This is a genomic window from Streptomyces sp. MS191, assembly GCF_008042125.1.
Classification (GTDB): Bacteria; Actinomycetota; Actinomycetes; order Streptomycetales; family Streptomycetaceae; genus Streptomyces.
On sequence record NZ_RDBI01000081.1, the window covers coordinates 17,671 to 34,627 of the forward strand.

Sequence of the window (16,957 nt, forward strand, 5' to 3'; positions counted from 1 at the left end):
GTTCAATGAAAGGCGGCGGGGGGCGCGGGCACCGGCGGGAAACGGACGCGGCGATCGGCGGCGCCGGCACCGGACGGACGGCGCCGCTCCGGCGTCACCGATGAGTTCCGCCGGGCGGTGGAGTCGAAGCAGGTGAGACACGAGGGACCGGGGACCCCCGGTCGAACCGAAAGGGCCCGTCATGACCGCCACGCTCAGCCTCACCCAGTTCCTCTCGCTCGACGGCGTCCACCAGGCGCCCGGAGGCCCGCAGGAGGACCCCAGCGGCGGCTTCGGCCAGGGCGGCTGGTCCGTGCCGTACGGGGACGAGGACTTCGGCAGGTTCATGGCCGGGGTCTTCGAGCGGCCCACCGCCTTCCTGCTGGGGCGCCGCACCTACGAGATCTTCGCGGGCTACTGGCCGAAGCAGACCGACCCCGCCGACCCGATCGCAGGCAAGCTCAACGCCCTCCCCAAGTACGTCGCCTCGACCACCCTCGACACGGCCGACTGGGCCGGCACCACCGTCCTCGGCGGCGACGCGGCCAAGGAGGTCGCCGCGCTCAAGGAGCGCACCGAGGGCGAGATCCAGATGCACGGCAGCGGCGGGCTCGCCCGCTCCCTGATGGCGCACGACCTGATCGACACGCTCCACCTGCTGGTCTTCCCCGTCGTGCTCGGCAACGGGCGCCGCCTCTTCGTCGACGGCGCGCGGCCGACCGCCTTCCGGCACGAGGACGCCACGACCACGGGCTCCGGCGTCGCCATCCACACCTACACACTCGCCGGCCGGCCCGAGTACGGCAGCTACTGAGCACCCGCGGCGCGGGTCCGAGGCCGCGGGCCGGGCCGCCGGGCCGTCCGCCCCACGGAAAGGTGTAGCCCCCATCCGTCGTGCCGGGTAGGGTGATCGTCCGCGTGCGAGCCGTCGAAGTCTCCACCCCGTCAGACACGTTGGAGCAGGCCCGCCATGTCCTCGATCGCCGCTTCCGTCCCGCTCGGCGCCCCGCGCCGCGCCTGGCTGACCGACCTCCCGGTCCTCCTCGTCGCCGTCGTCTGGGGCACCAGCTATCTCGCGGCCAAGGGCATCACCACCACGCACACCGTCATCGCGGTCCTGGTCCTGCGGTTCGCCGTCGTCCTCCCGGTCCTGGTCGCGGCGGGGTGGCGCCGGCTCAGGGCGCTGAACGCCGCCCAGTGGCGCGGCGCCGGCCTCCTCGGCCTGATCCTCAGCGGCATCTTCCTGCTGGAGACGTACGGCGTCGTCCACACCTCCGCCACCAACGCGGGCCTGATCATCAGCCTCACCATGATCTTCACCCCGCTCGCCGAGGCCGCCGTCACCCGCAGGCGGCCGCCGCGCGCCTTCCTCGCCGCGGCCGCGCTCTCGGTCGCGGGCGTGGTGCTGCTGACCCAGGGCGGCGGCTTCACCACCCCGTCGACCGGCGACCTGCTCATGCTGCTGGCGGCCCTCGCCCGGACCGTCCACGTCCTGGCCATGTCCCGGATCAAGGCGGTGCGCAGCGCCGACTCCCTCTCCCTGACCACCGTCCAGCTCGGCTCAGCGGTCGCCGTCTTCGCCGTCCTCGCGTCCGTCCCCGGGACCGGCGCCGCACCATGGTCGGTCGCGGCCGGGTTCGGGCCCCGGGAATGGGCCGGGCTGGTCTTCCTCTCGGTCTTCTGCACCCTCTTCGCCTTCTTCGTGCAGATGTGGGCCGTGCGCCGTACCTCCCCCTCCCGGGTCAGCCTCCTGCTGGGCACGGAACCGCTGTGGGCCGCCGCCGCGGGCATCGCGCTCGCGGGCGACCGGCTCGGCGTCCTCGGCGTCGCGGGGGCCGCCCTCGTGCTCGCCGGGACGAGTTGGGGCCGCCGCGCCGCCGACGAGGGCGACCGGTAGGTTCCTGCCCCATGCGTTCACTCCCGTACGACATAGAGTTCCGCGCCCGCGCACGCCGCACCCAGGGCTGGGGGCTCGGCCTGCTCGCGCTCGCCGGCCTGCTGTGGATCTGGCTCGCCGTACTCCTGTTCGCGCCCTACGAGGTGGGCGAGTACAGATCCAAGGAGTGCCTGTCCCGCTGGAGTTCGGAGAACCTGCACAGCGACGGCAGCAGGTGTGTCGAGGAGCGCGACTGGCCCGAACTGCTCGCCGTGCTCGGCGCGTCCGTACCCCTCGCCGTCGTCGGTTCCGTCCTCTACACCAGCGGCTCGGTCTCCCACCGCATGGCCGAGCACCTCGCGGAGGTCACCCGCCTCAACGAGGCCTCCGCCTAGGGGGTGTTGCGAAAGGAGCGCCGTCCGCCCGGAGGGCGGGCCTCGGCGGCCAAACACCCTACGAACGCCTCAAGCAGAAGACCCAGGCCCCGGTGTAACCAAGCTCCGGCAGATGCACACTTCAGAAGGTCTGGGCGGCTCGGCTCAGGTGTCGTAACTACCGTTCCATGGCGCGTTGAAGCCCAGGCCGTCGGGATGGAACTCGGCCCGCACACCGTCGTCCTCCTCGTCCTCCTCGTCCTCCTCGTCCGCCTCGTCCACGTCTTCCTCCACGACCAGGCCGAACAGGGCTCCCTCGAGCCGGACCTCGAAGGGCGCGATCGCGATGTCCTGGTACTGCCGCTCCGGCAGGGCGTTCAGCCACTCGGCAAGCAGCAGCCGGGCCGCGTCGATCGCCTTCTCCTCGCCGTCCGCAGTGGTGCCGGTGAACCGGATACGCGAGTCCAGGTGCCGGCCGGCCCCGTCGAACCGATGGAGCACGGCGCACCACCGCTTCTGGGACTGCCAGTCGTCACCGCTCCAGCCCTCAGGGAAGGCCGCGGTGACCGAGGCGAAGAACTGGCCGCCCTGCCACCGCCCGATGGTGCTCGTGCGGTAGTCAGGTTCGTGTCTGATCGGGATGATCCCGGGAACGCTCATGGGCGGAACCATAGGCGCTACCTGGGACAACAGGGGGTGGTGACCCTCGCCACCCATCCGCGTGGAATGAGCTCTCACACGCGGCCTCAGGGATTCTCCGCGCTCCCGGCCGCCGGCGCCGACAGCAGGAAGTCGGCGAAGTGCTCGGTCAGCGGCTCGCCCGTCAGCGGTTCCAGGAACAGGAACTGCCCCTGGGGGTTCACCTCCAGCCACACCGGCTCGTCGTCCGGGGTCAGCTTCAGGTCCACGATCCCCATCGGCAGCCCCAGGCGCCGCAGCACCTCGGACACCCGGGCGTGGAGCTCGGCGGGTACGGGCCACGGACGGATCGGCACCTCCAGGTCGGGGCGCCAGTCCAGGTCCTCCGTCTCGATGAGGGCCGCGTACATCCGCTCGCCGAAGGAGTTGAGGCGGATGTGCCGGCAGCCCTCGATGTACTCCTGGTACACGGCGGGGCAGACCTCGAACGAGGCGGCGGGGATCGATCCGGGATCGTCCAGCATCCGGGTCCACAGGGACGGCCCCCGGGCGCCGACCACGGGCTTGACGATCGTCCGGCCCGTCTCGCGCACGAAGTCGACCACCTCCGCGCGTGACTGCGAGATCAGGGTCCGCGGCACCCGGAACCCGCAGTCCCGGGCCACGGCCAGCTGGAAGACCTTGTCGGCGGCCCGGTCGGTGGCGTCCGCCGGTGAGATCCAGCGCCCGCGGAAGGACGCGGCGAGGATGCCGCCGAGCGCGCCCCGGCAGTCGTTGTCGACCAGACTGCGCTCGTGCGCGCTGCCCGCCCCCGCCGACACGGCCTGATCGGCCCGGGGGCGCCGCCACCACAGGACGTCCGCCCCCTCCACGGCCACCTCGACACCCTCGGAGGTCAGGACGGTGGCCGGCCGGCCCGAACCGGCCGGCCCGTCCCGGTGCGAGCGCCAGGACAGCGTCCGCCGTCCTCCGATGGTGTCGCTCTCCACGATGTGCAGCTCCCGCCCGCGCCCGCGCACGGCGTGCTGCACGGCCAGGGCGTGGAGGTCCTCGCGGACGGAGACGGTCAGGATCACGCGACGCCGCAGTCGTCGCTGTGGCTCGCCTCGCCGTACGAGCAGCCGGTCTCGGCCGCCACGCCCGCGAGATTGTCGGCGACGATCTCCAGACCGGTGGTCTGGCGGACCGCCTGCTCCCAGGCGCGCAGCTGCTCGGGTGTCTTCAGGACCACGTAGCGGTCGGGCTGGGAATGGAAGACCACCGGGGGTGCCATCTTCACGACGTCCTCGTCGTACCCGTCCAGCGAGTCACCGAGCTTGAAGTCAGGCATGACGCCCACCTCGGATCGGTAGGGGATTCTTCGCTCGTCTCCACGATTCCACTCCGGGCGATCCGGTGCATGTCGGAGCGGCGCCGGCAGGCGGCGCGTCCCCGACCGACAGGCGGGCGCGGACGAGCGGCTGACAGGTCGTCGGACCGGCCGCCGCGCGTGGGGGAAGGGGCGCGCTGGGGGCGCGCTTCCACAGGCTCCGGCGCGCGAATGAGCGACCCTCGCGCTCCTGCGCGCCCCCGGGAGGGGTATCCCCCGCGCGGCCGCGTCCGGCGCCGCGAACGGCCGTCACGTCAGGGCGACCACCGCCCGGTGCGTGGCCGCGAGCGTTCCCGGGGTGACGCGCAGCCGGAGCGCGGAACCCGTGCCGAGCACCTGGACCGACGGATCGGCCGAGGTCACCGAGGACACCGGACGGTTCCAGGTGAGGTCGACGGCCGCACCGTCGCGCAGCGGACCGGAGACACAGACCGTGGCCGTGCCACCGGACTCGCGGATCAGGACCGAGGCGGGAGCGGAGGCGGTGACCTCGCCCACCGTGCCGGCCAGCCAGAGGTTGATCCCGGTGAAGCCCAGGGAGGGGACCCGGACCCCCTGCCGCTCGTCGGTGTTGGCGAGGACGGAGAGCCAGCCGGTGTCGGCGGCGCGGGCGGCCGTCCGGGCCTGATCGGCGCCCGGCATCAGGACGTAGGCGTACGCGGCCCACGTCGGATCGGTGCCGTGGTCGAACCAGAGCGTGAGGTACCGCCTGGTCACCGGGTCCGGCACCGCGTCCCGGTTGATGTCCGACCAGCGCCCCGTCCGTGCCTCGCGCAGCGCCTTCAGGGGACCGGCGCCGCCGGGGAAGACATAGCCGGCGTGCCCGGCGACGTGGGCCCAGCGGGCGCCGGTGAGGGTGGCGGACCAGCCGAGCGCGGTCGACCGGGCCGTACCGTCGACGGTGAGGGCGTGGACGCCGTTCGCGCCGAGGTTGCGGTTGTCGACGACCGACTCGACGCCCGTGCCGTCCCGGCCGTGGATGCCCGCCCCGAGGCACACCACGGAGTCGTCCAGGAAGAACCAGGACTTCTTCGCCAGCAGGGTGGAGGACAGTCCCCTGAGGTGCTGGCCGACCGCCGCGTACGTCCCGTCGGTCGTCCCGCCGACCCAGCGCACGTCCGGCCGCGCCGCGCCCCAGGTGCCGCCCTCGCCGTCGGCGAGCGGCTTGCGGGACGCGGTGGTGCCGGGCAGCCGGTAGGGGTCGACCGTCGGCCAGAAGTCGTCGGTGTACTGCCCGTTGGCGTAGGTGTCGCCCCACCAGTACAGCATTCCGGAGCCGCTGTGCCAGGCGCGGAGGTTCTCGCCGTTGCCGTTCTCGTAGTACGTGATGCGGTTCGACGCCATGGACAGCCCGGCCGCCCAGCCCGGCCGCCGGTGCACGGCGCGGTCCATGCCGGGGAAGAGCCGGTGGCCGGTCGGTTCGGGGCTCGCCGTCGCGGTGCCGTCGCCGACGCTCTCGAGCCGGGCGAGCGCGGCGACGTCGAGCGCCGGGCTGTCGAGCACCGGGCTGAAGTGGTCGCGGGCGATCCAGCCCTTGATCAGGCCCTCCCAGCGGGACCGCTCGGCGGCGGACGCGCTCCGCGCCAGCAGCGCGACACAGGCGATGATCCCGTGACCCCGCAGATGGTCGTCCTGGTGGACTCGGCGGGTGTCCGTCGCCCGCACCCCCCGGCTGACCGCCCGGCCCGACACGGCGTCCATGGCCAGGCCGTTGAAGAGGAACGGCGCGTACGCCTTCTCGACGGAGTCGAACACCGCCTGCCGCCCGCCGTCCGTCACCTCCCACGCCGAACCCCTGAACAGGGCGAACAGCAGGGACAGTCCGCCGAGCATGACGGCGCCGTAGGCGCCGGCGTACGGGACGTGGGTGTGCTGGACGAAGCTGCCGTCGGCGTGGAGGCCGTCTCCGGACGTGACGTACGGGAAGACGGGCGAGAGGGCGTCGCGGGCGAGGGCGAGCTTGGCGGCGGACCTGCCGAGGACGCCGCGCAGGGCGAGCACGCGGCACAGGTCGACCCGGTTGGCACCGGTCGAGGTGCCGCCGTAGTTCGCGACGGCGCCGTCCGGCACGAAGCGGTCGACGGCGGCGCAGTGCCGCTCGATCCGGGTCGCGCCGAGGAAGTCGTACAGCAGGACGTCGATGTCGAGCAGCGCCTGCGGGATGCCGATCTGCCAGTCGTACCAGTTGCCGTAGCCGGTCTGGTTCGCGTGGTACGCCTGGTCGTGCAGATGGTCGAGACCGGCGAGGACGTCGTCCCGGACCCCGGTGTCGCCGGTGAGGCCGGTCCCGGGCTGCGCGTACGCCTCGGCCAGGGTGCGCAGCCGCTGGTGACTGATGCCCAGGTTCCCGGAGTACGTGTACGACTCGGCGTCCGTGTCCGGTTCGGGATCCGCGTACGGGAGGTCCGGCCAGAGGGAGCCGGCGGTGGGGGCCATCGAGGCACGCAGATCGCGGGCCGTGTCGCCGAGTTGCGCGAGTTTCGACGCGAAGGGCTCGGCGGCCGGGGCGAATCCCGTGCCGAGGAGCAGCTCGCGCCAGGTGAGGCGCAGCGCGTCGAAGGCGTCCGTGGCGTGCGCGGGCGCCGCGGCGCCGGGGAGCGCGAGCGGCGCGAGAGCCGCGGTGCCGAGGGCCGCCCGCAGCAGGGCGCGTCGGGACGGCAGGGAGGCGGGAACGGAGGGGTGCATGGGGAGGGACCACCGGCCCCGTCCCGCACGTCCCCGGCTCGGGCCAGGGACTCATCGGCCTCACCGAACGCGCCACCCTCGCCGGTGGCCGGATGGAGCACGGCCCCGCCCCCGACGGCGGATTCGCCCTGCAGGCCTGGCTACCGTGGCCCTCATGACCATCCGGCTGCTCATCGTCGACGACGACCCCCTCGTCCGCGCGGGACTCACCCTCATGCTCGGCGGCGCCGAGGACATCGAGATCGTCGGCGAGGGGGCCGACGGCCACGAGGTCCCCGAACTCGTCGCCCGGCTCGGCCCGGACGTGGTCCTGATGGACATCCGCATGCCGCGGGTCGACGGCCTCACCGCCACCGAACGGCTCCGCGCCCTCCCCGGCGCACCCGAGATCGTCGTCCTCACCACCTTCCACGCCGACGAGCAGGTGCTGCGCGCCCTGCGCGCGGGCGCGGCCGGCTTCGTCCTCAAGGACACGCCGCCCGCGGAGATCGTCGCCTCCGTCCGCCGCGTGGCCGCGGGCGAACCCGTCCTCTCCCCGGCCGTCACCCGCCAGTTGATGACCCATGTCGCCGGTCACCAGGAGCCGCCCCGGCGGGCCGGCGCCGCGGCCCGGCTGGCCGCCCTCGCCGAGCGGGAGAGGGAGGTGGCCGTCGCCGTCGGACACGGCCGCTCGAACGCCGAGATCGCGGCCGCGCTGTACATGGGCGTGCCGACGGTCAAGACGCACGTCTCGCGCATTCTGGCCAAACTCGGCCTCAACAACCGTGTCCAGATCGCTCTCCTGGTCCACGACGCGGGCCTGCTGGAGGACGACGGCAGTCCGTAGGGTGCGGACATGAGCGTCATCGATCTGGGCGAACTGGGGCCGGACTTCATCGCGAACCCCTATCCGTACTACGCCGAGCTCAGGAAGGCCGGCCCCGTCCACGCGGTGCGTACCGCGTACGGGACGGACGCCTGGCTGGTGGTCGGGCACGAGGAGGCCCGTGCCGCCCTGACCGACCCACGGCTGTCCAAGTCGGCGTCCGTCGTCGACCTCGTCCCCCTGGAGCAGGAGGCCGTCGGCCTCCATCTGCTCGCCGTGGACCCGCCCGACCACACCCGGCTGCGCAAGCTCGCGGCGGGGGCGTTCACCGGCCGCCGGGTGGAGAACCTGCGGCCGCGCGTCCAGCGGCTCGCCGACGAGCTGGTCGACGCGATGCTGCCGGCCGGCCGGGCCGACCTCGTCGACTCGTTCGCCTTCCCGCTGCCCATCATCGTCATCTGCGAACTCCTCGGGGTGCCGGCTGAGGACCGCGACACCTTCCGCCGCTGGTCGAACGAGCTGGTGACGCCGAGCGGGGAGATCTCGGAGCAGGAGGCCGTCGAGGGCTTCGCCGCCTACCTCGACGAACTCATCGAGGACCGGCGGGCCTCCCGCCCCACCGACGACCTGCTCTCCGCGCTGCTCGCGCACAGCGCCGAGGACGGCGACCGGCTGTCACGGAGCGAACTGCGCGCCTTCGTCTATCTGCTGCTCATCGCCGGTCACGAGACCACGGTCAACCTGATCACCAACACCGTGCGGGCGCTGCTCACGCACCCGGACCAACTCGCCGCCCTGCGCGCCGACTTCGAGCTGATCGACGGGGCGGTGGAGGAGGGGCTGCGGTACGAGGGGCCGGTGGAGAACGCCACCCTGCGCTTCAGCCGGGAGCCGGTCGCCTTCGGCGACGTCGTCGTCCCCGCGCGCAGCGTCGTGCTCGTCTGCCTCGCGTCGGGCGACCGCGACCCGGCCCGCTTCCCCGACCCCGACCGCTTCGACATCCGCCGCGACCCGCGGGGCCATCTCGCCTTCGGGCACGGCATCCACTTCTGCCTGGGCGCCCCGCTCGCCCGCATGGAGGCCAGGATCGCGATCCGGACGCTCCTGGAACGCCTTCCGGGGCTGGAACTCGACCCCGGGGCGGGCCCGTTGGAGTGGCTCCCCGGCGGACTCATGCACGGGGTGCGGCATCTGCCCGTGCGATGGTGAGGGCATGACCGAACTCGACACCGCCCTCGCCCGCAAGGTCCTGGAGGCGCAGCCGTTCAGCCGGCTCCTCGGCGCCCGGATCACCGCCTTCGGCGAGGGCGGGGCCACCCTGGAGCTCGACGTGCGCGAGGACCTGCTCCAGCAGAACGGCTTCGTGCACGGCGGGGTGCTCTCGTACGCCGCCGACAACGCGCTGACCTTCGCCGCCGGGACGGCGCTGGGGGCGGCGGTGCTGACCGCCGGCTTCTCCATCCAGTACGTCCGCCCCGCCGTCGGCGTCACGCTGGTCGCCCGTGCGGCCGTGGTCCACGCGGGGCGGCGCCAGGCGGTCGTCCGGTGCGACCTGCTGGCCGTGGACGCGGCGGGGGAGGAGACCCTCTGCGCGGTGGCCCAGGGGACGGTGCTCGCGGCCGGCGGCTGAGCCCGGAGCCGCTGCCCCGTCCCGGACCGGGCCCGGAGCAGGCCCCTCGTCCCGTCCCGGCCCCTCGCGTCCCGGCGGTGTCGAGCCGAGCCGTCCGCGAGCCGCCCCTGCTGCCCGCCTCCCTGAGCCTCGGGCCTCAGGTGCCGGCCGAGGGGATCTCGGCCAGGGCCACCGGGCGGCGCTCGCGGCGCGAGCGCTCGCACGCCTCGGCGACGCGCAGCGCCTCCAGCGCCTCGCGGCCGTCGCACGGATTCGCCCGCTCGCCCCGTACCAGCCCTACGAAGTCGTCGAGTTCGGCCTCGTACGCGGGGGCGAAGCGCTCCAGGAACCCGGGCCAGGGCTTGCCGGGGGAGGGCGGGCCCTGCGGTTCGACCGAGGTGAGCGGGGTGCGGTCGTCCCAGCCGACGGCGATCTGGTCCAGCTCCCCGGCCAGTTCCATCCGCACGTCGTAGCCCGCGCCGTTGCAGCGGGTCGCCGTCGCCGTCGCGAGCGTGCCGTCGTCGAGGGTGAGCAGCGCCGCTGCCGTGTCGACGTCGCCGACCTCGCGGAACATCGCGGGCCCGGCGTCCGAGCCGTTCGCGTACACCTCGACGACCTCGCGCCCGGTGACCCAGCGCAGAATGTCGAAGTCGTGCACCAGACAGTCCCGGAACAGGCCACCGGAGAGCGGCAGATACCCGGCCGGCGGCGGCGCCGGGTCCGAGGAGGCGGTGCGGACGGTGTGCAGTCTGCCGAGCCCGCCCGCGGCCACGACCTCGCGCGCGGCCCGGTAGCCGGCGTCGAAGCGGCGCATGAACCCCAGCTGCAGTTCGGTGCCCGCGGACTCGACGGCCCGCAGCGCGGCCAGCGTGCCGGGCACGTCGAGCGCGATCGGCTTCTCGCAGAAGGCGGGGAGCCCGGCCCCGGCGGCGCGGCCGATGAGCTCGGCGTGGGCGGCGGTGGCGGAGGCGATGACCACGGCGTCGAGGGCGTGGTCGAGGAGGGCGTCGACGGTGGGGGCGGCCTCGGCGCCGAGCGCCCCGGCGACCCGGGCGGCCCGGGTGGCGTCGGCGTCCGCCAGGACCAGCGACTCGACCTCCGGGTGCCGGGCGAGCACACCCGCGTGGAAGGCCCCGATACGTCCCGTTCCGATCAGTCCGATGCGCATGGCCCCAAGGTGGTGCCGAGGGGGCATCCTGTCAAGGATTTGTCAGGACAACCGGACTTCACCACTTCCTGTCGTGCGCCCCTGCGGCTACGCTCCCCTCCGTGTCCAAGCCGCCGTCCGCCGTTCTGCCGCCGCTCTCCGTGGACCGCACCAGCCCGGTCCCCCTCTACTTCCAGCTCGCCCGGCAGCTGGAGGCGGCCATCGGCGACGGGGCGCTCACACCCGGGAGCCTCCTCGGCAACGAGATCGACCTCGCCACCCGCCTCGGCCTGTCCCGGCCCACCGTCCGCCAGGCCATCCAGTCGCTCGTCGACAAGGGCCTCCTGGTGCGCCGCCGGGGCGTCGGCACCCAGGTCGTGCACCGCCACGTGCGGCGTCCGCTGGAACTGAGCAGCCTCTACGACGACCTGGAGGCGGCGGGCGGACTGCCCGCCACCATCGTCCTGGCCAACCGCCTCGAACCGGCGGACGCCCAGGTCGCCGCCGCCCTCGGCGTGCCGGAGGGGAGCGACGTCCACTGCCTGGAGCGGCTGCGGACCACGCACGGCGAACCGGTGGCCCGGCTGCGCAACCACCTGCCCGCCGGCCTGCTCGACCTGGACACGGCACGCCTGGAGGACACCGGTCTCTACCGTCTGCTGCGGGGCGCCGGGGTCACCCTGCACAGCGCCGGCCAGACGGTCGGCGCCCGCGCCGCCTCGGCGGCCGAGGCGGACCTGCTCGCCGAGCGGGAGGGAGCCCCGCTCCTGACGATGGAACGCACCACCTTCGACGACACCGGACGTGCCGTCGAGTTCGGCTCGCACCTGTACCGGGCGTCGCGGTACTCCTTCGACTTCCAGCTGCTGGTGCGCCCCTGACCTGAGGATTCCCCGACCCGCTGACGATCCGCGCGACCCCCATGACCGATACTGCAATGCACGCAGAAGGACACAAAGGAGGGCACGGCCTCGTGACCAGGGTTCGGACAGGAGGGGTACGCGCGGCGGTCGGCGCCGTGCTCGCGATGGCGCTCACCGCCACACTGGCGGGGTGCAGCAGCACCGGCGGCAAGCGGGCGGAGGACGCCCGCAAGGCCGCCGCCGCCCAGGGCAGGGCCGCCGTGAACACCCCGCGGTGGACCTTCGCCATGGTGACCCACTCGGGTGACGGCGACACCTTCTGGGACATCGTCCAGAACGGCGCCAAGCAGGCGGCCGTCAAGGACAACATCAACTTCCTCTACGCCCACAGCGACGAGGCCCAGCAGCAGGCGCAGCTCGTCGACTCCTACATCGCCAAGGGCGTCGACGGACTGATCGTCACCCTCGCCAAGCCCGACGCGATGAAGACCGCCGTCGAGAAGGCCGTGAAGGCCGGCATCCCGGTCATCACCGTCAACTCCGGCGCCGACCGCTCGAAGGCGTACGGGGCGCTCACCCACATCGGCCAGGACGAGACCGTGGCGGGCGAGGCCGTCGGCGAGGAGCTCGACAAGCGGGGCCGCAAGAAGGCCCTGTGCGTGCTCCACGAGCAGGGCAACGTCGGCCACGAGCAGCGCTGCGCCGGGGCGAAGAAGACCTTCGGCGGCGAGCTCCAGAACCTGTACGTCGACGGCACCAACATGCCCGACGTCCAGGCGTCCATCCTCGCCAAGCTCCAGGCCGACCCGTCCGTCGACGCGGTCGTCACCCTCGGCGCGCCCTTCGCGGACGCCGCCGTCCAGGCGAAGAAGACCGCCGGCAGCACGGCCGAGATCGACACCTTCGACCTCAACGCCAAGGTCGCCGGGGCGCTCGCCGCCGGCACCCTCGGCTTCGCCGTCGACCAGCAGCCCTACCTCCAGGGCTACGAGGCCGTCGACCTGCTCTGGCTGTACAAGTACAACGCCGACGTCCTCGGCGGTGGACAGCCGGTCCTCACCGGACCGCAGATCATCACCAAGGACCAGGCCGCCGCGCTCCAGGAGTACACCGAGCGGGGCACCCGATGAGCGCCACCGCCCCACCGGAGATCGACCACGTCGACGAGCGGCTGCTGCGCACCTCCCGGCTGGCGAAGCTGCTGGCCCGCCCCGAGCTCGGCTCGGTCGTCGGCGCGATCGCCGTCTTCCTCTTCTTCTCGGTCGTCGCCGACGGCTTCCTGCGCGCCTCCAGCCTCGGCACCGTCCTCTACGCGGCCTCCACCATCGGCATCATGGCCGTGCCCGTCGCCCTGCTGATGATCGGCGGCGAGTTCGACCTGTCGGCCGGCGTCCTGGTGACGACCTCGGCGCTCGTCTCGGCGATGTTCAGCTACCAGATGACCGCGAACGTCTGGGTCGGCGTCGGTGTCTCCCTGCTGGTCACCCTGGCCGTGGGGGCCTTCAACGGCTTCATGCTGACGCGCACGGGACTGCCCAGCTTCATCATCACGCTCGGCACCTTCCTGATGCTGACCGGCCTCAACCTCGGCTTCACCAAGCTGATCAGCGGGACGGTCTCCACCAAGTCGATCGCCGACATGGAGGGCTTCCCCTCGGCCCGGAAGCTGTTCGCGTCCGAGTGGACCGTCGGCGGCGTCGAGCTCAAGGTCACCATCCTGTGGTGGTTCGCCCTGGTGGCCCTGGCCACCTGGATCCTGCTGCGCACCCGCTCCGGCAACTGGGTCTTCGCGGTCGGCGGCGGCGCCGACGCGGCGAGGGCCGTCGGCGTCCCCGTCGCCCGCACGAAGATCGGCCTCTACCTGGGCGTGGGCTTCTGCGCCTGGATCTCCGGCCAGCACCTGCTCTTCTCGTTCGACGTCGTCCAGTCCGGCGAGGGCGTCGGCAACGAGCTGATCTACATCATCGCGGCCGTGATCGGCGGCTGCCTGATCACCGGCGGCTACGGCTCCGCCATCGGCTCCGCGATCGGCGCCTTCATCTTCGGCATGACCAGCAAGGGCATCGTCTACGCCGAGTGGAACCCGGACTGGTTCAAGTTCTTCCTGGGGGCGATGCTGCTCCTGGCGACGCTGCTGAACGCCTGGATCCGCAGGCGCGTGGAGGCCGTGAAATGACCACCGAGCCGATGACGGCGCCGTCCACCCCGCTGGTGGAGCTGGACGACGTCAGCAAGTACTACGGCAACATCCGGGCCCTGGAAGGCGTCTCGCTGGAGGTCCGCGCCGGCGAGATCACCTGCGTGCTCGGCGACAACGGCGCCGGCAAGTCGACCCTCATCAAGATCGTCGCCGGGCTGCACCGGCACGACGCCGGGACCTTCCGCATCGACGGCGAGGAGGTCACGCTCGCCAATCCGCGCGAGGCGCTCGACCGCGGCATCGCCACCGTCTACCAGGACCTCGCGGTCGTCCCGCTGATGCCCGTCTGGCGGAACTTCTTCCTCGGCTCCGAGCCGACCAAGGGCGCGGGCCCGTTCAAGCGGCTCGACGTCGAGCTGATGCGCGAGACCACCCGTGCCGAGCTGCTCCGCATGGGGATCGACCTGCGCGACGTCGACCAGCCCATCGGCACCCTCTCGGGCGGCGAGCGCCAGTGCGTGGCCATCGCCCGCGCCGTCCACTTCGGCGCCAAGGTCCTGGTGCTCGACGAGCCGACCGCCGCGCTCGGCGTGAAACAGTCCGGGGTCGTGCTGAAGTACGTGGCTGCCGCGCGTGACCAGGGTCTCGGAGTGGTGCTCATCACCCACAACCCGCACCACGCCTATCTCGTCGGCGACCGTTTCGTCCTGCTCAAGCGGGGCGTCATGGCCGGCAGCCACACCAAGAGCTCGGTGACCCTCGACGAGCTGACCCGCCAGATGGCGGGCGGCAGCGAGCTGGACGACCTCCGCCACGAGCTGGAACGCTCGTGACCGGCCCCCCGCCACCGCACCTGGCAGAATCGAGGCGATGAGTACCTACCGCGACCTCACCCACCGCGGCTCCGCCCGGGCCACCGTGCTGCGGACCGTCGGCACCCGAGAGCGCCGCTCCCACCTGACCGCTCCCCGGGTGCCCACCGTCGGCATCGACATCGGCGGTACGAAGGTCATGGCCGGGGTCGTCGACGCGGACGGCATCATCCTGGAGAAGGTCCGCACCGAGACCCCGGACAAGTCCAAGAGCCCCAAGGTCGTCGAGGACACCATCGTCGAGCTGGTCCTGGACCTCTCCGACCGCCACGACGTGCACGCCGTCGGCATCGGCGCGGCCGGCTGGGTCGACGCCGAGCGGGCCACCGTGCTCTTCGCCCCCCACCTGGCCTGGCGCAACGAGCCGCTGCGCGACTCGCTGCAGTCCCGGCTCGCCGTCCCCGTGATGGTCGACAACGACGCCAACACCGCCGCCTGGGCGGAGTGGCGCTTCGGTGCCGGCCGCGGCGAGGACCACCTGGTCATGATCACGCTCGGCACCGGGATCGGCGGCGCGATCCTGGAGGACGGCCAGGTCAAGCGGGGCAAGTTCGGAGTGGCCGGCGAGTTCGGCCACATGCAGGTGGTGCCCGGCGGCCACCGCTGCCCCTGCGGCAACCGCGGCTGCTGGGAGCAGTACAGCTCCGGCAACGCCCTCGTCCGCGAGGCCCGTGAACTGGCCGCCGCCGACTCCCCGGTCGCGTACAACATCATCGAGCGCGTCAAGGGCCAGATCCCGGAGATCACCGGCCCGCTCATCACCGAGCTGGCCCGCGAGGGCGACGCCATGTGCGTCGAGCTGTTCCAGGACATCGGCCAGTGGCTCGGTGTCGGCATCGCCAACCTCGCCGCCGCCCTCGACCCCTCCTGCTTCGTCGTCGGCGGCGGTGTCAGCGCCGCCGACGACCTGCTGATCGGCCCGGCCCGGGACGCCTTCCGACGTCACCTCACCGGCCGCGGATACCGCCCCGAGGCCCGGATCGCCAAGGCGCAGCTCGGCCCCGAGGCCGGTATGGTCGGGGCCGCCGACCTGGCCCGGCTCGTGGCCCGCCGCTTCCGCCGGGCGAACCGCCGCCGCCTCGAACGCTACGAACGGTACGAGCGCTACGCCCAGGCCCTGCGGGGCGGCGTCGAGGGCCGTACCTCCCGCACCACCCCCCAGGACCCGAATTCATGACCGTGCCCACCCAGTCCGTCTCGCCCGACCGACGCGGCAAGCTCCCGGAGGACCGGCGCCACATGATCAAGCGCCGCTTCCTGACGGCGCTGACCATCGTGCTGCTCGTCGGCATCCCGGCCGGCTACCTGGTGATCTCCGCCGGGCAGAGCCGCGACAGCGGTCGCGACAAGGAACGCGAGTCCTCCGGCAGCGGCCTCCAGGACAACTGGCCCTCCCAGATGAAGCGCCGGATCTTCGAGGTGCCCATCCCCAGCCGGTCCACGGACGTCGCCTACTACGAGACCAGCAACTGGAAGACGAGCCGGCTCTACGTCCAGTTCACGACGAGCGCCGGCAAGCTCGACTCCTTCCTGGAGGACGTCGGCACCAGCCGCTCCCGGCTGGAGCCGGGCAAGGTCACCGTCAGCGAACGCGACGCCGACATCGTGGGCTGGGAGTTCCCGCCGGGCCGGGACTGGTCGGCCACCTCCATCGGCCGGGACAAGCCCCGGCCCGGCCACGACATCACCGTCGACCTCACCGACCCGGCCGCGCCCCGGGTCTACGTGGTCTCCACGACCACCCCCTGAGGGGCCTACGGAGCGACGAGGCCCCGCCGGGAATCCGGCGGGGCCTCCGTGTGCGACGGCACCCGGCCGGCACCCGGCCGTCGCGCGGGTCACCCGTCGCCGTAGTCCTCGACGAGTTCGGCGATGGGCGCGAGCAGCGCCTCGGTCCGCCGCCGGTCCTCGCGCCGGCCCCGCAGGGCCTCGTCGACCGCCCGGAGGCGGGCCAGGGCCGCCGGCTCCCGCTTCCTGAGCGCCCGGCGCCCCGGTGTGGTGACCAGGTCCATGCACTCCGTGAGCAGCCGCCGGGTGGCCGGGGCCGGCGGTTCGGGGTCGGGGGCGGCGAACCCCGAGGTCAGGTAGCGGGCCGGGTCGGTCAGGCTCCAGCCGACGACCGTGCCGCCCTGGACGAGGAGGGCCACGTCGGGGGCGATCCCGATCCGGGCGGTCAGCGGTTCGTCGAGCACGTCGAGGTCCCGCAGACAGGTGACGACGGTGTCGCCGGGGCCGCGGCAGAGCTCCGCGGTCACCTCCAGCCGGAAGTCCCGGGCCTCGTCCGCGCGCAGACCGCCGGGCCGGACGAGGGGCCCGGCCGGGACGCGCGCGGCGTCCTCGGCCGAGGCGATCTCGTCGGCCAGCTGGAACTCGGCGCCGGCCAGCTCCCGGCGCTCCGGGTCGAACCGCAGCTCGTCGGGGGTGTCCCACAGCCACGGCCGACTGCCGAAGGTGTCCAGCAGGAACCGCTCGCGCTCCGCCACGTCGGCGTACGCCGCCACGCGCACCCGGAAGTCCCGGAAGTCGAAGCGCGGCAGGACGCTCAGCGGCTCGTCCGTGACGGTGGCCTGCCAGGTGTCGTCGAGGGTGAGTCTCACGG

At 73.0% G+C, this 16,957-nt stretch carries 18 protein-coding genes and 1 pseudogene; 13 read left to right on the forward strand and 6 right to left on the reverse strand.

Annotated features, from left to right (window positions below; translation table 11 throughout):
* The first annotated feature begins 181 nt into the window (after nucleotides 1–181).
* The 3 genes from EAO71_RS34215 to EAO71_RS34225 all read left to right on the forward strand — a co-directional run bounded on the left by EAO71_RS34215 (nucleotide 182) and on the right by EAO71_RS34225 (nucleotide 2,250).
* Nucleotides 182–793, forward strand: coding sequence for a dihydrofolate reductase family protein (locus EAO71_RS34215; RefSeq protein WP_147981720.1), 612 nt, complete (start codon nucleotides 182–184; stop codon nucleotides 791–793).
* A gap of 156 nt (nucleotides 794–949) precedes the next feature.
* The gene (locus tag EAO71_RS34220) at nucleotides 950–1,876 is read left to right on the forward strand and encodes a DMT family transporter (RefSeq protein ID WP_147981721.1); all 927 of its coding nucleotides are present in this window, start codon (nucleotides 950–952) and stop codon (nucleotides 1,874–1,876) included.
* An 11-nt stretch (nucleotides 1,877–1,887) separates the two neighbouring features.
* The gene (locus tag EAO71_RS34225; RefSeq protein WP_147981722.1) at nucleotides 1,888–2,250 is read left to right on the forward strand and encodes a hypothetical protein; all 363 of its coding nucleotides are present in this window, start codon (nucleotides 1,888–1,890) and stop codon (nucleotides 2,248–2,250) included.
* Nucleotides 2,251–2,394: 144 nt separating this feature from the next.
* Here the strand turns inward: EAO71_RS34225 and EAO71_RS34230 are convergent, their stop codons facing one another.
* The 4 genes from EAO71_RS34230 to EAO71_RS34245 form a co-directional block, all read right to left on the reverse strand.
* The gene (locus EAO71_RS34230) at nucleotides 2,395–2,889 is read right to left on the reverse strand and encodes a hypothetical protein (protein WP_147981723.1); all 495 of its coding nucleotides are present in this window, start codon (nucleotides 2,887–2,889) and stop codon (nucleotides 2,395–2,397) included.
* 86 nt (nucleotides 2,890–2,975) lie between these two features.
* On the reverse strand, nucleotides 2,976–3,944 hold the full coding sequence (locus EAO71_RS34235) for an ATP-grasp domain-containing protein (RefSeq protein WP_147981724.1): 969 nt from the start codon (nucleotides 3,942–3,944) through the stop codon (nucleotides 2,976–2,978).
* Entirely contained in the window at nucleotides 3,941–4,198 is a 258-nt protein-coding gene (locus EAO71_RS34240; RefSeq protein WP_147981725.1) for a hypothetical protein, read from the reverse strand. The genes EAO71_RS34235 and EAO71_RS34240 overlap by 4 nt, the downstream gene beginning before the upstream one ends.
* A gap of 288 nt (nucleotides 4,199–4,486) precedes the next feature.
* Nucleotides 4,487–6,922 carry a polysaccharide lyase 8 family protein gene (locus EAO71_RS34245; protein ID WP_147981726.1) on the reverse strand — a complete coding sequence of 812 codons (2,436 nt, stop codon included), beginning with the start codon at nucleotides 6,920–6,922 and terminating at the stop codon, nucleotides 4,487–4,489.
* Between the two features lie 14 nt (nucleotides 6,923–6,936).
* Here EAO71_RS34245 and EAO71_RS39400 point away from each other — a divergent pair.
* The 4 genes and pseudogenes from EAO71_RS39400 to EAO71_RS34265 form a co-directional block, all read left to right on the forward strand.
* Nucleotides 6,937–7,080: pseudogene (locus EAO71_RS39400) on the forward strand (sensor histidine kinase); the annotation flags it as partial.
* Complete coding sequence (locus tag EAO71_RS34255; protein ID WP_147981727.1) at nucleotides 7,077–7,748, forward strand: response regulator transcription factor; 672 nt, start codon at nucleotides 7,077–7,079, stop codon at nucleotides 7,746–7,748. The pseudogene EAO71_RS39400 and the gene EAO71_RS34255, both read left to right, overlap by 4 nt.
* Before the next feature lie 9 nt (nucleotides 7,749–7,757).
* Entirely contained in the window at nucleotides 7,758–8,936 is a 1,179-nt protein-coding gene (locus EAO71_RS34260) for a cytochrome P450 family protein (RefSeq protein ID WP_147981728.1), read from the forward strand.
* Between the two features lie 4 nt (nucleotides 8,937–8,940).
* Nucleotides 8,941–9,357 carry a PaaI family thioesterase gene (locus tag EAO71_RS34265; RefSeq protein WP_147981729.1) on the forward strand — a complete coding sequence of 139 codons (417 nt, stop codon included), beginning with the start codon at nucleotides 8,941–8,943 and terminating at the stop codon, nucleotides 9,355–9,357.
* A gap of 136 nt (nucleotides 9,358–9,493) precedes the next feature.
* On the opposite strand, the gene EAO71_RS34270 is transcribed toward EAO71_RS34265, so the two are convergent.
* On the reverse strand, nucleotides 9,494–10,504 hold the full coding sequence (locus EAO71_RS34270; protein ID WP_147981730.1) for a Gfo/Idh/MocA family protein: 1,011 nt from the start codon (nucleotides 10,502–10,504) through the stop codon (nucleotides 9,494–9,496).
* A gap of 140 nt (nucleotides 10,505–10,644) precedes the next feature.
* Between EAO71_RS34270 and EAO71_RS34275 the strand changes: the two genes are divergently transcribed.
* The 6 genes from EAO71_RS34275 (at nucleotide 10,645) to EAO71_RS34300 (ending at nucleotide 16,107) form a co-directional block, all read left to right on the forward strand.
* Nucleotides 10,645–11,364 (forward strand): GntR family transcriptional regulator, encoded by a 720-nt coding sequence (locus EAO71_RS34275; RefSeq protein WP_147981818.1) that lies wholly within the window; start codon nucleotides 10,645–10,647, stop codon nucleotides 11,362–11,364.
* A 92-nt stretch (nucleotides 11,365–11,456) separates the two neighbouring features.
* Nucleotides 11,457–12,476, forward strand: coding sequence for a sugar ABC transporter substrate-binding protein (locus tag EAO71_RS34280; protein WP_261992487.1), 1,020 nt, complete (start codon nucleotides 11,457–11,459; stop codon nucleotides 12,474–12,476).
* Nucleotides 12,473–13,522, forward strand: a complete 1,050-nt coding sequence (locus EAO71_RS34285) for an ABC transporter permease (RefSeq protein WP_147981731.1) — start codon at nucleotides 12,473–12,475, stop codon at nucleotides 13,520–13,522. Before EAO71_RS34280 ends, EAO71_RS34285 begins: the two co-directional genes overlap by 4 nt.
* Nucleotides 13,519–14,319 (forward strand): ATP-binding cassette domain-containing protein, encoded by an 801-nt coding sequence (locus EAO71_RS34290; protein ID WP_147981732.1) that lies wholly within the window; start codon nucleotides 13,519–13,521, stop codon nucleotides 14,317–14,319. Before EAO71_RS34285 ends, EAO71_RS34290 begins: the two co-directional genes overlap by 4 nt.
* 37 nt (nucleotides 14,320–14,356) lie before the next feature.
* Nucleotides 14,357–15,535 (forward strand): ROK family glucokinase, encoded by a 1,179-nt coding sequence (locus EAO71_RS34295; protein WP_147981733.1) that lies wholly within the window; start codon nucleotides 14,357–14,359, stop codon nucleotides 15,533–15,535.
* Nucleotides 15,532–16,107, forward strand: a complete 576-nt coding sequence (locus EAO71_RS34300; RefSeq protein ID WP_187282937.1) for a hypothetical protein — start codon at nucleotides 15,532–15,534, stop codon at nucleotides 16,105–16,107. Before EAO71_RS34295 ends, EAO71_RS34300 begins: the two co-directional genes overlap by 4 nt.
* 89 nt (nucleotides 16,108–16,196) lie before the next feature.
* Here EAO71_RS34300 and EAO71_RS34305 read toward each other — a convergent pair whose 3' ends face one another.
* The gene (locus EAO71_RS34305; protein ID WP_147981734.1) at nucleotides 16,197–16,955 is read right to left on the reverse strand and encodes a hypothetical protein; all 759 of its coding nucleotides are present in this window, start codon (nucleotides 16,953–16,955) and stop codon (nucleotides 16,197–16,199) included.
* Nucleotides 16,956–16,957: the final 2 nt, after the last annotated feature.

What these genes read in the sequence shown, in the direction of transcription:
- EAO71_RS34215 (WP_147981720.1), top strand. Translation starts at nt 182, where the DNA reads ATGACCGCCACGCTCAGCCTCACCCAGTTCCTCTCGCTCGACGGCGTC.
- EAO71_RS34220 (WP_147981721.1), top strand. Translation starts at nt 950, where the DNA reads ATGTCCTCGATCGCCGCTTCCGTCCCGCTCGGCGCCCCGCGCCGCGCC.
- EAO71_RS34225 (WP_147981722.1), top strand. Translation starts at nt 1,888, where the DNA reads ATGCGTTCACTCCCGTACGACATAGAGTTCCGCGCCCGCGCACGCCGC.
- EAO71_RS34230 (WP_147981723.1), bottom strand. Translation starts at nt 2,889, where the DNA reads ATGAGCGTTCCCGGGATCATCCCGATCAGACACGAACCTGACTACCGC.
- EAO71_RS34240 (WP_147981725.1), bottom strand. Translation starts at nt 4,198, where the DNA reads ATGCCTGACTTCAAGCTCGGTGACTCGCTGGACGGGTACGACGAGGAC.
- EAO71_RS34245 (WP_147981726.1), bottom strand. Translation starts at nt 6,922, where the DNA reads ATGCACCCCTCCGTTCCCGCCTCCCTGCCGTCCCGACGCGCCCTGCTG.
- EAO71_RS34255 (WP_147981727.1), top strand. Translation starts at nt 7,077, where the DNA reads ATGACCATCCGGCTGCTCATCGTCGACGACGACCCCCTCGTCCGCGCG.
- EAO71_RS34260 (WP_147981728.1), top strand. Translation starts at nt 7,758, where the DNA reads ATGAGCGTCATCGATCTGGGCGAACTGGGGCCGGACTTCATCGCGAAC.
- EAO71_RS34265 (WP_147981729.1), top strand. Translation starts at nt 8,941, where the DNA reads ATGACCGAACTCGACACCGCCCTCGCCCGCAAGGTCCTGGAGGCGCAG.
- EAO71_RS34270 (WP_147981730.1), bottom strand. Translation starts at nt 10,504, where the DNA reads ATGCGCATCGGACTGATCGGAACGGGACGTATCGGGGCCTTCCACGCG.
- EAO71_RS34285 (WP_147981731.1), top strand. Translation starts at nt 12,473, where the DNA reads ATGAGCGCCACCGCCCCACCGGAGATCGACCACGTCGACGAGCGGCTG.
- EAO71_RS34290 (WP_147981732.1), top strand. Translation starts at nt 13,519, where the DNA reads ATGACCACCGAGCCGATGACGGCGCCGTCCACCCCGCTGGTGGAGCTG.
- EAO71_RS34295 (WP_147981733.1), top strand. Translation starts at nt 14,357, where the DNA reads ATGAGTACCTACCGCGACCTCACCCACCGCGGCTCCGCCCGGGCCACC.
- EAO71_RS34300 (WP_187282937.1), top strand. Translation starts at nt 15,532, where the DNA reads ATGACCGTGCCCACCCAGTCCGTCTCGCCCGACCGACGCGGCAAGCTC.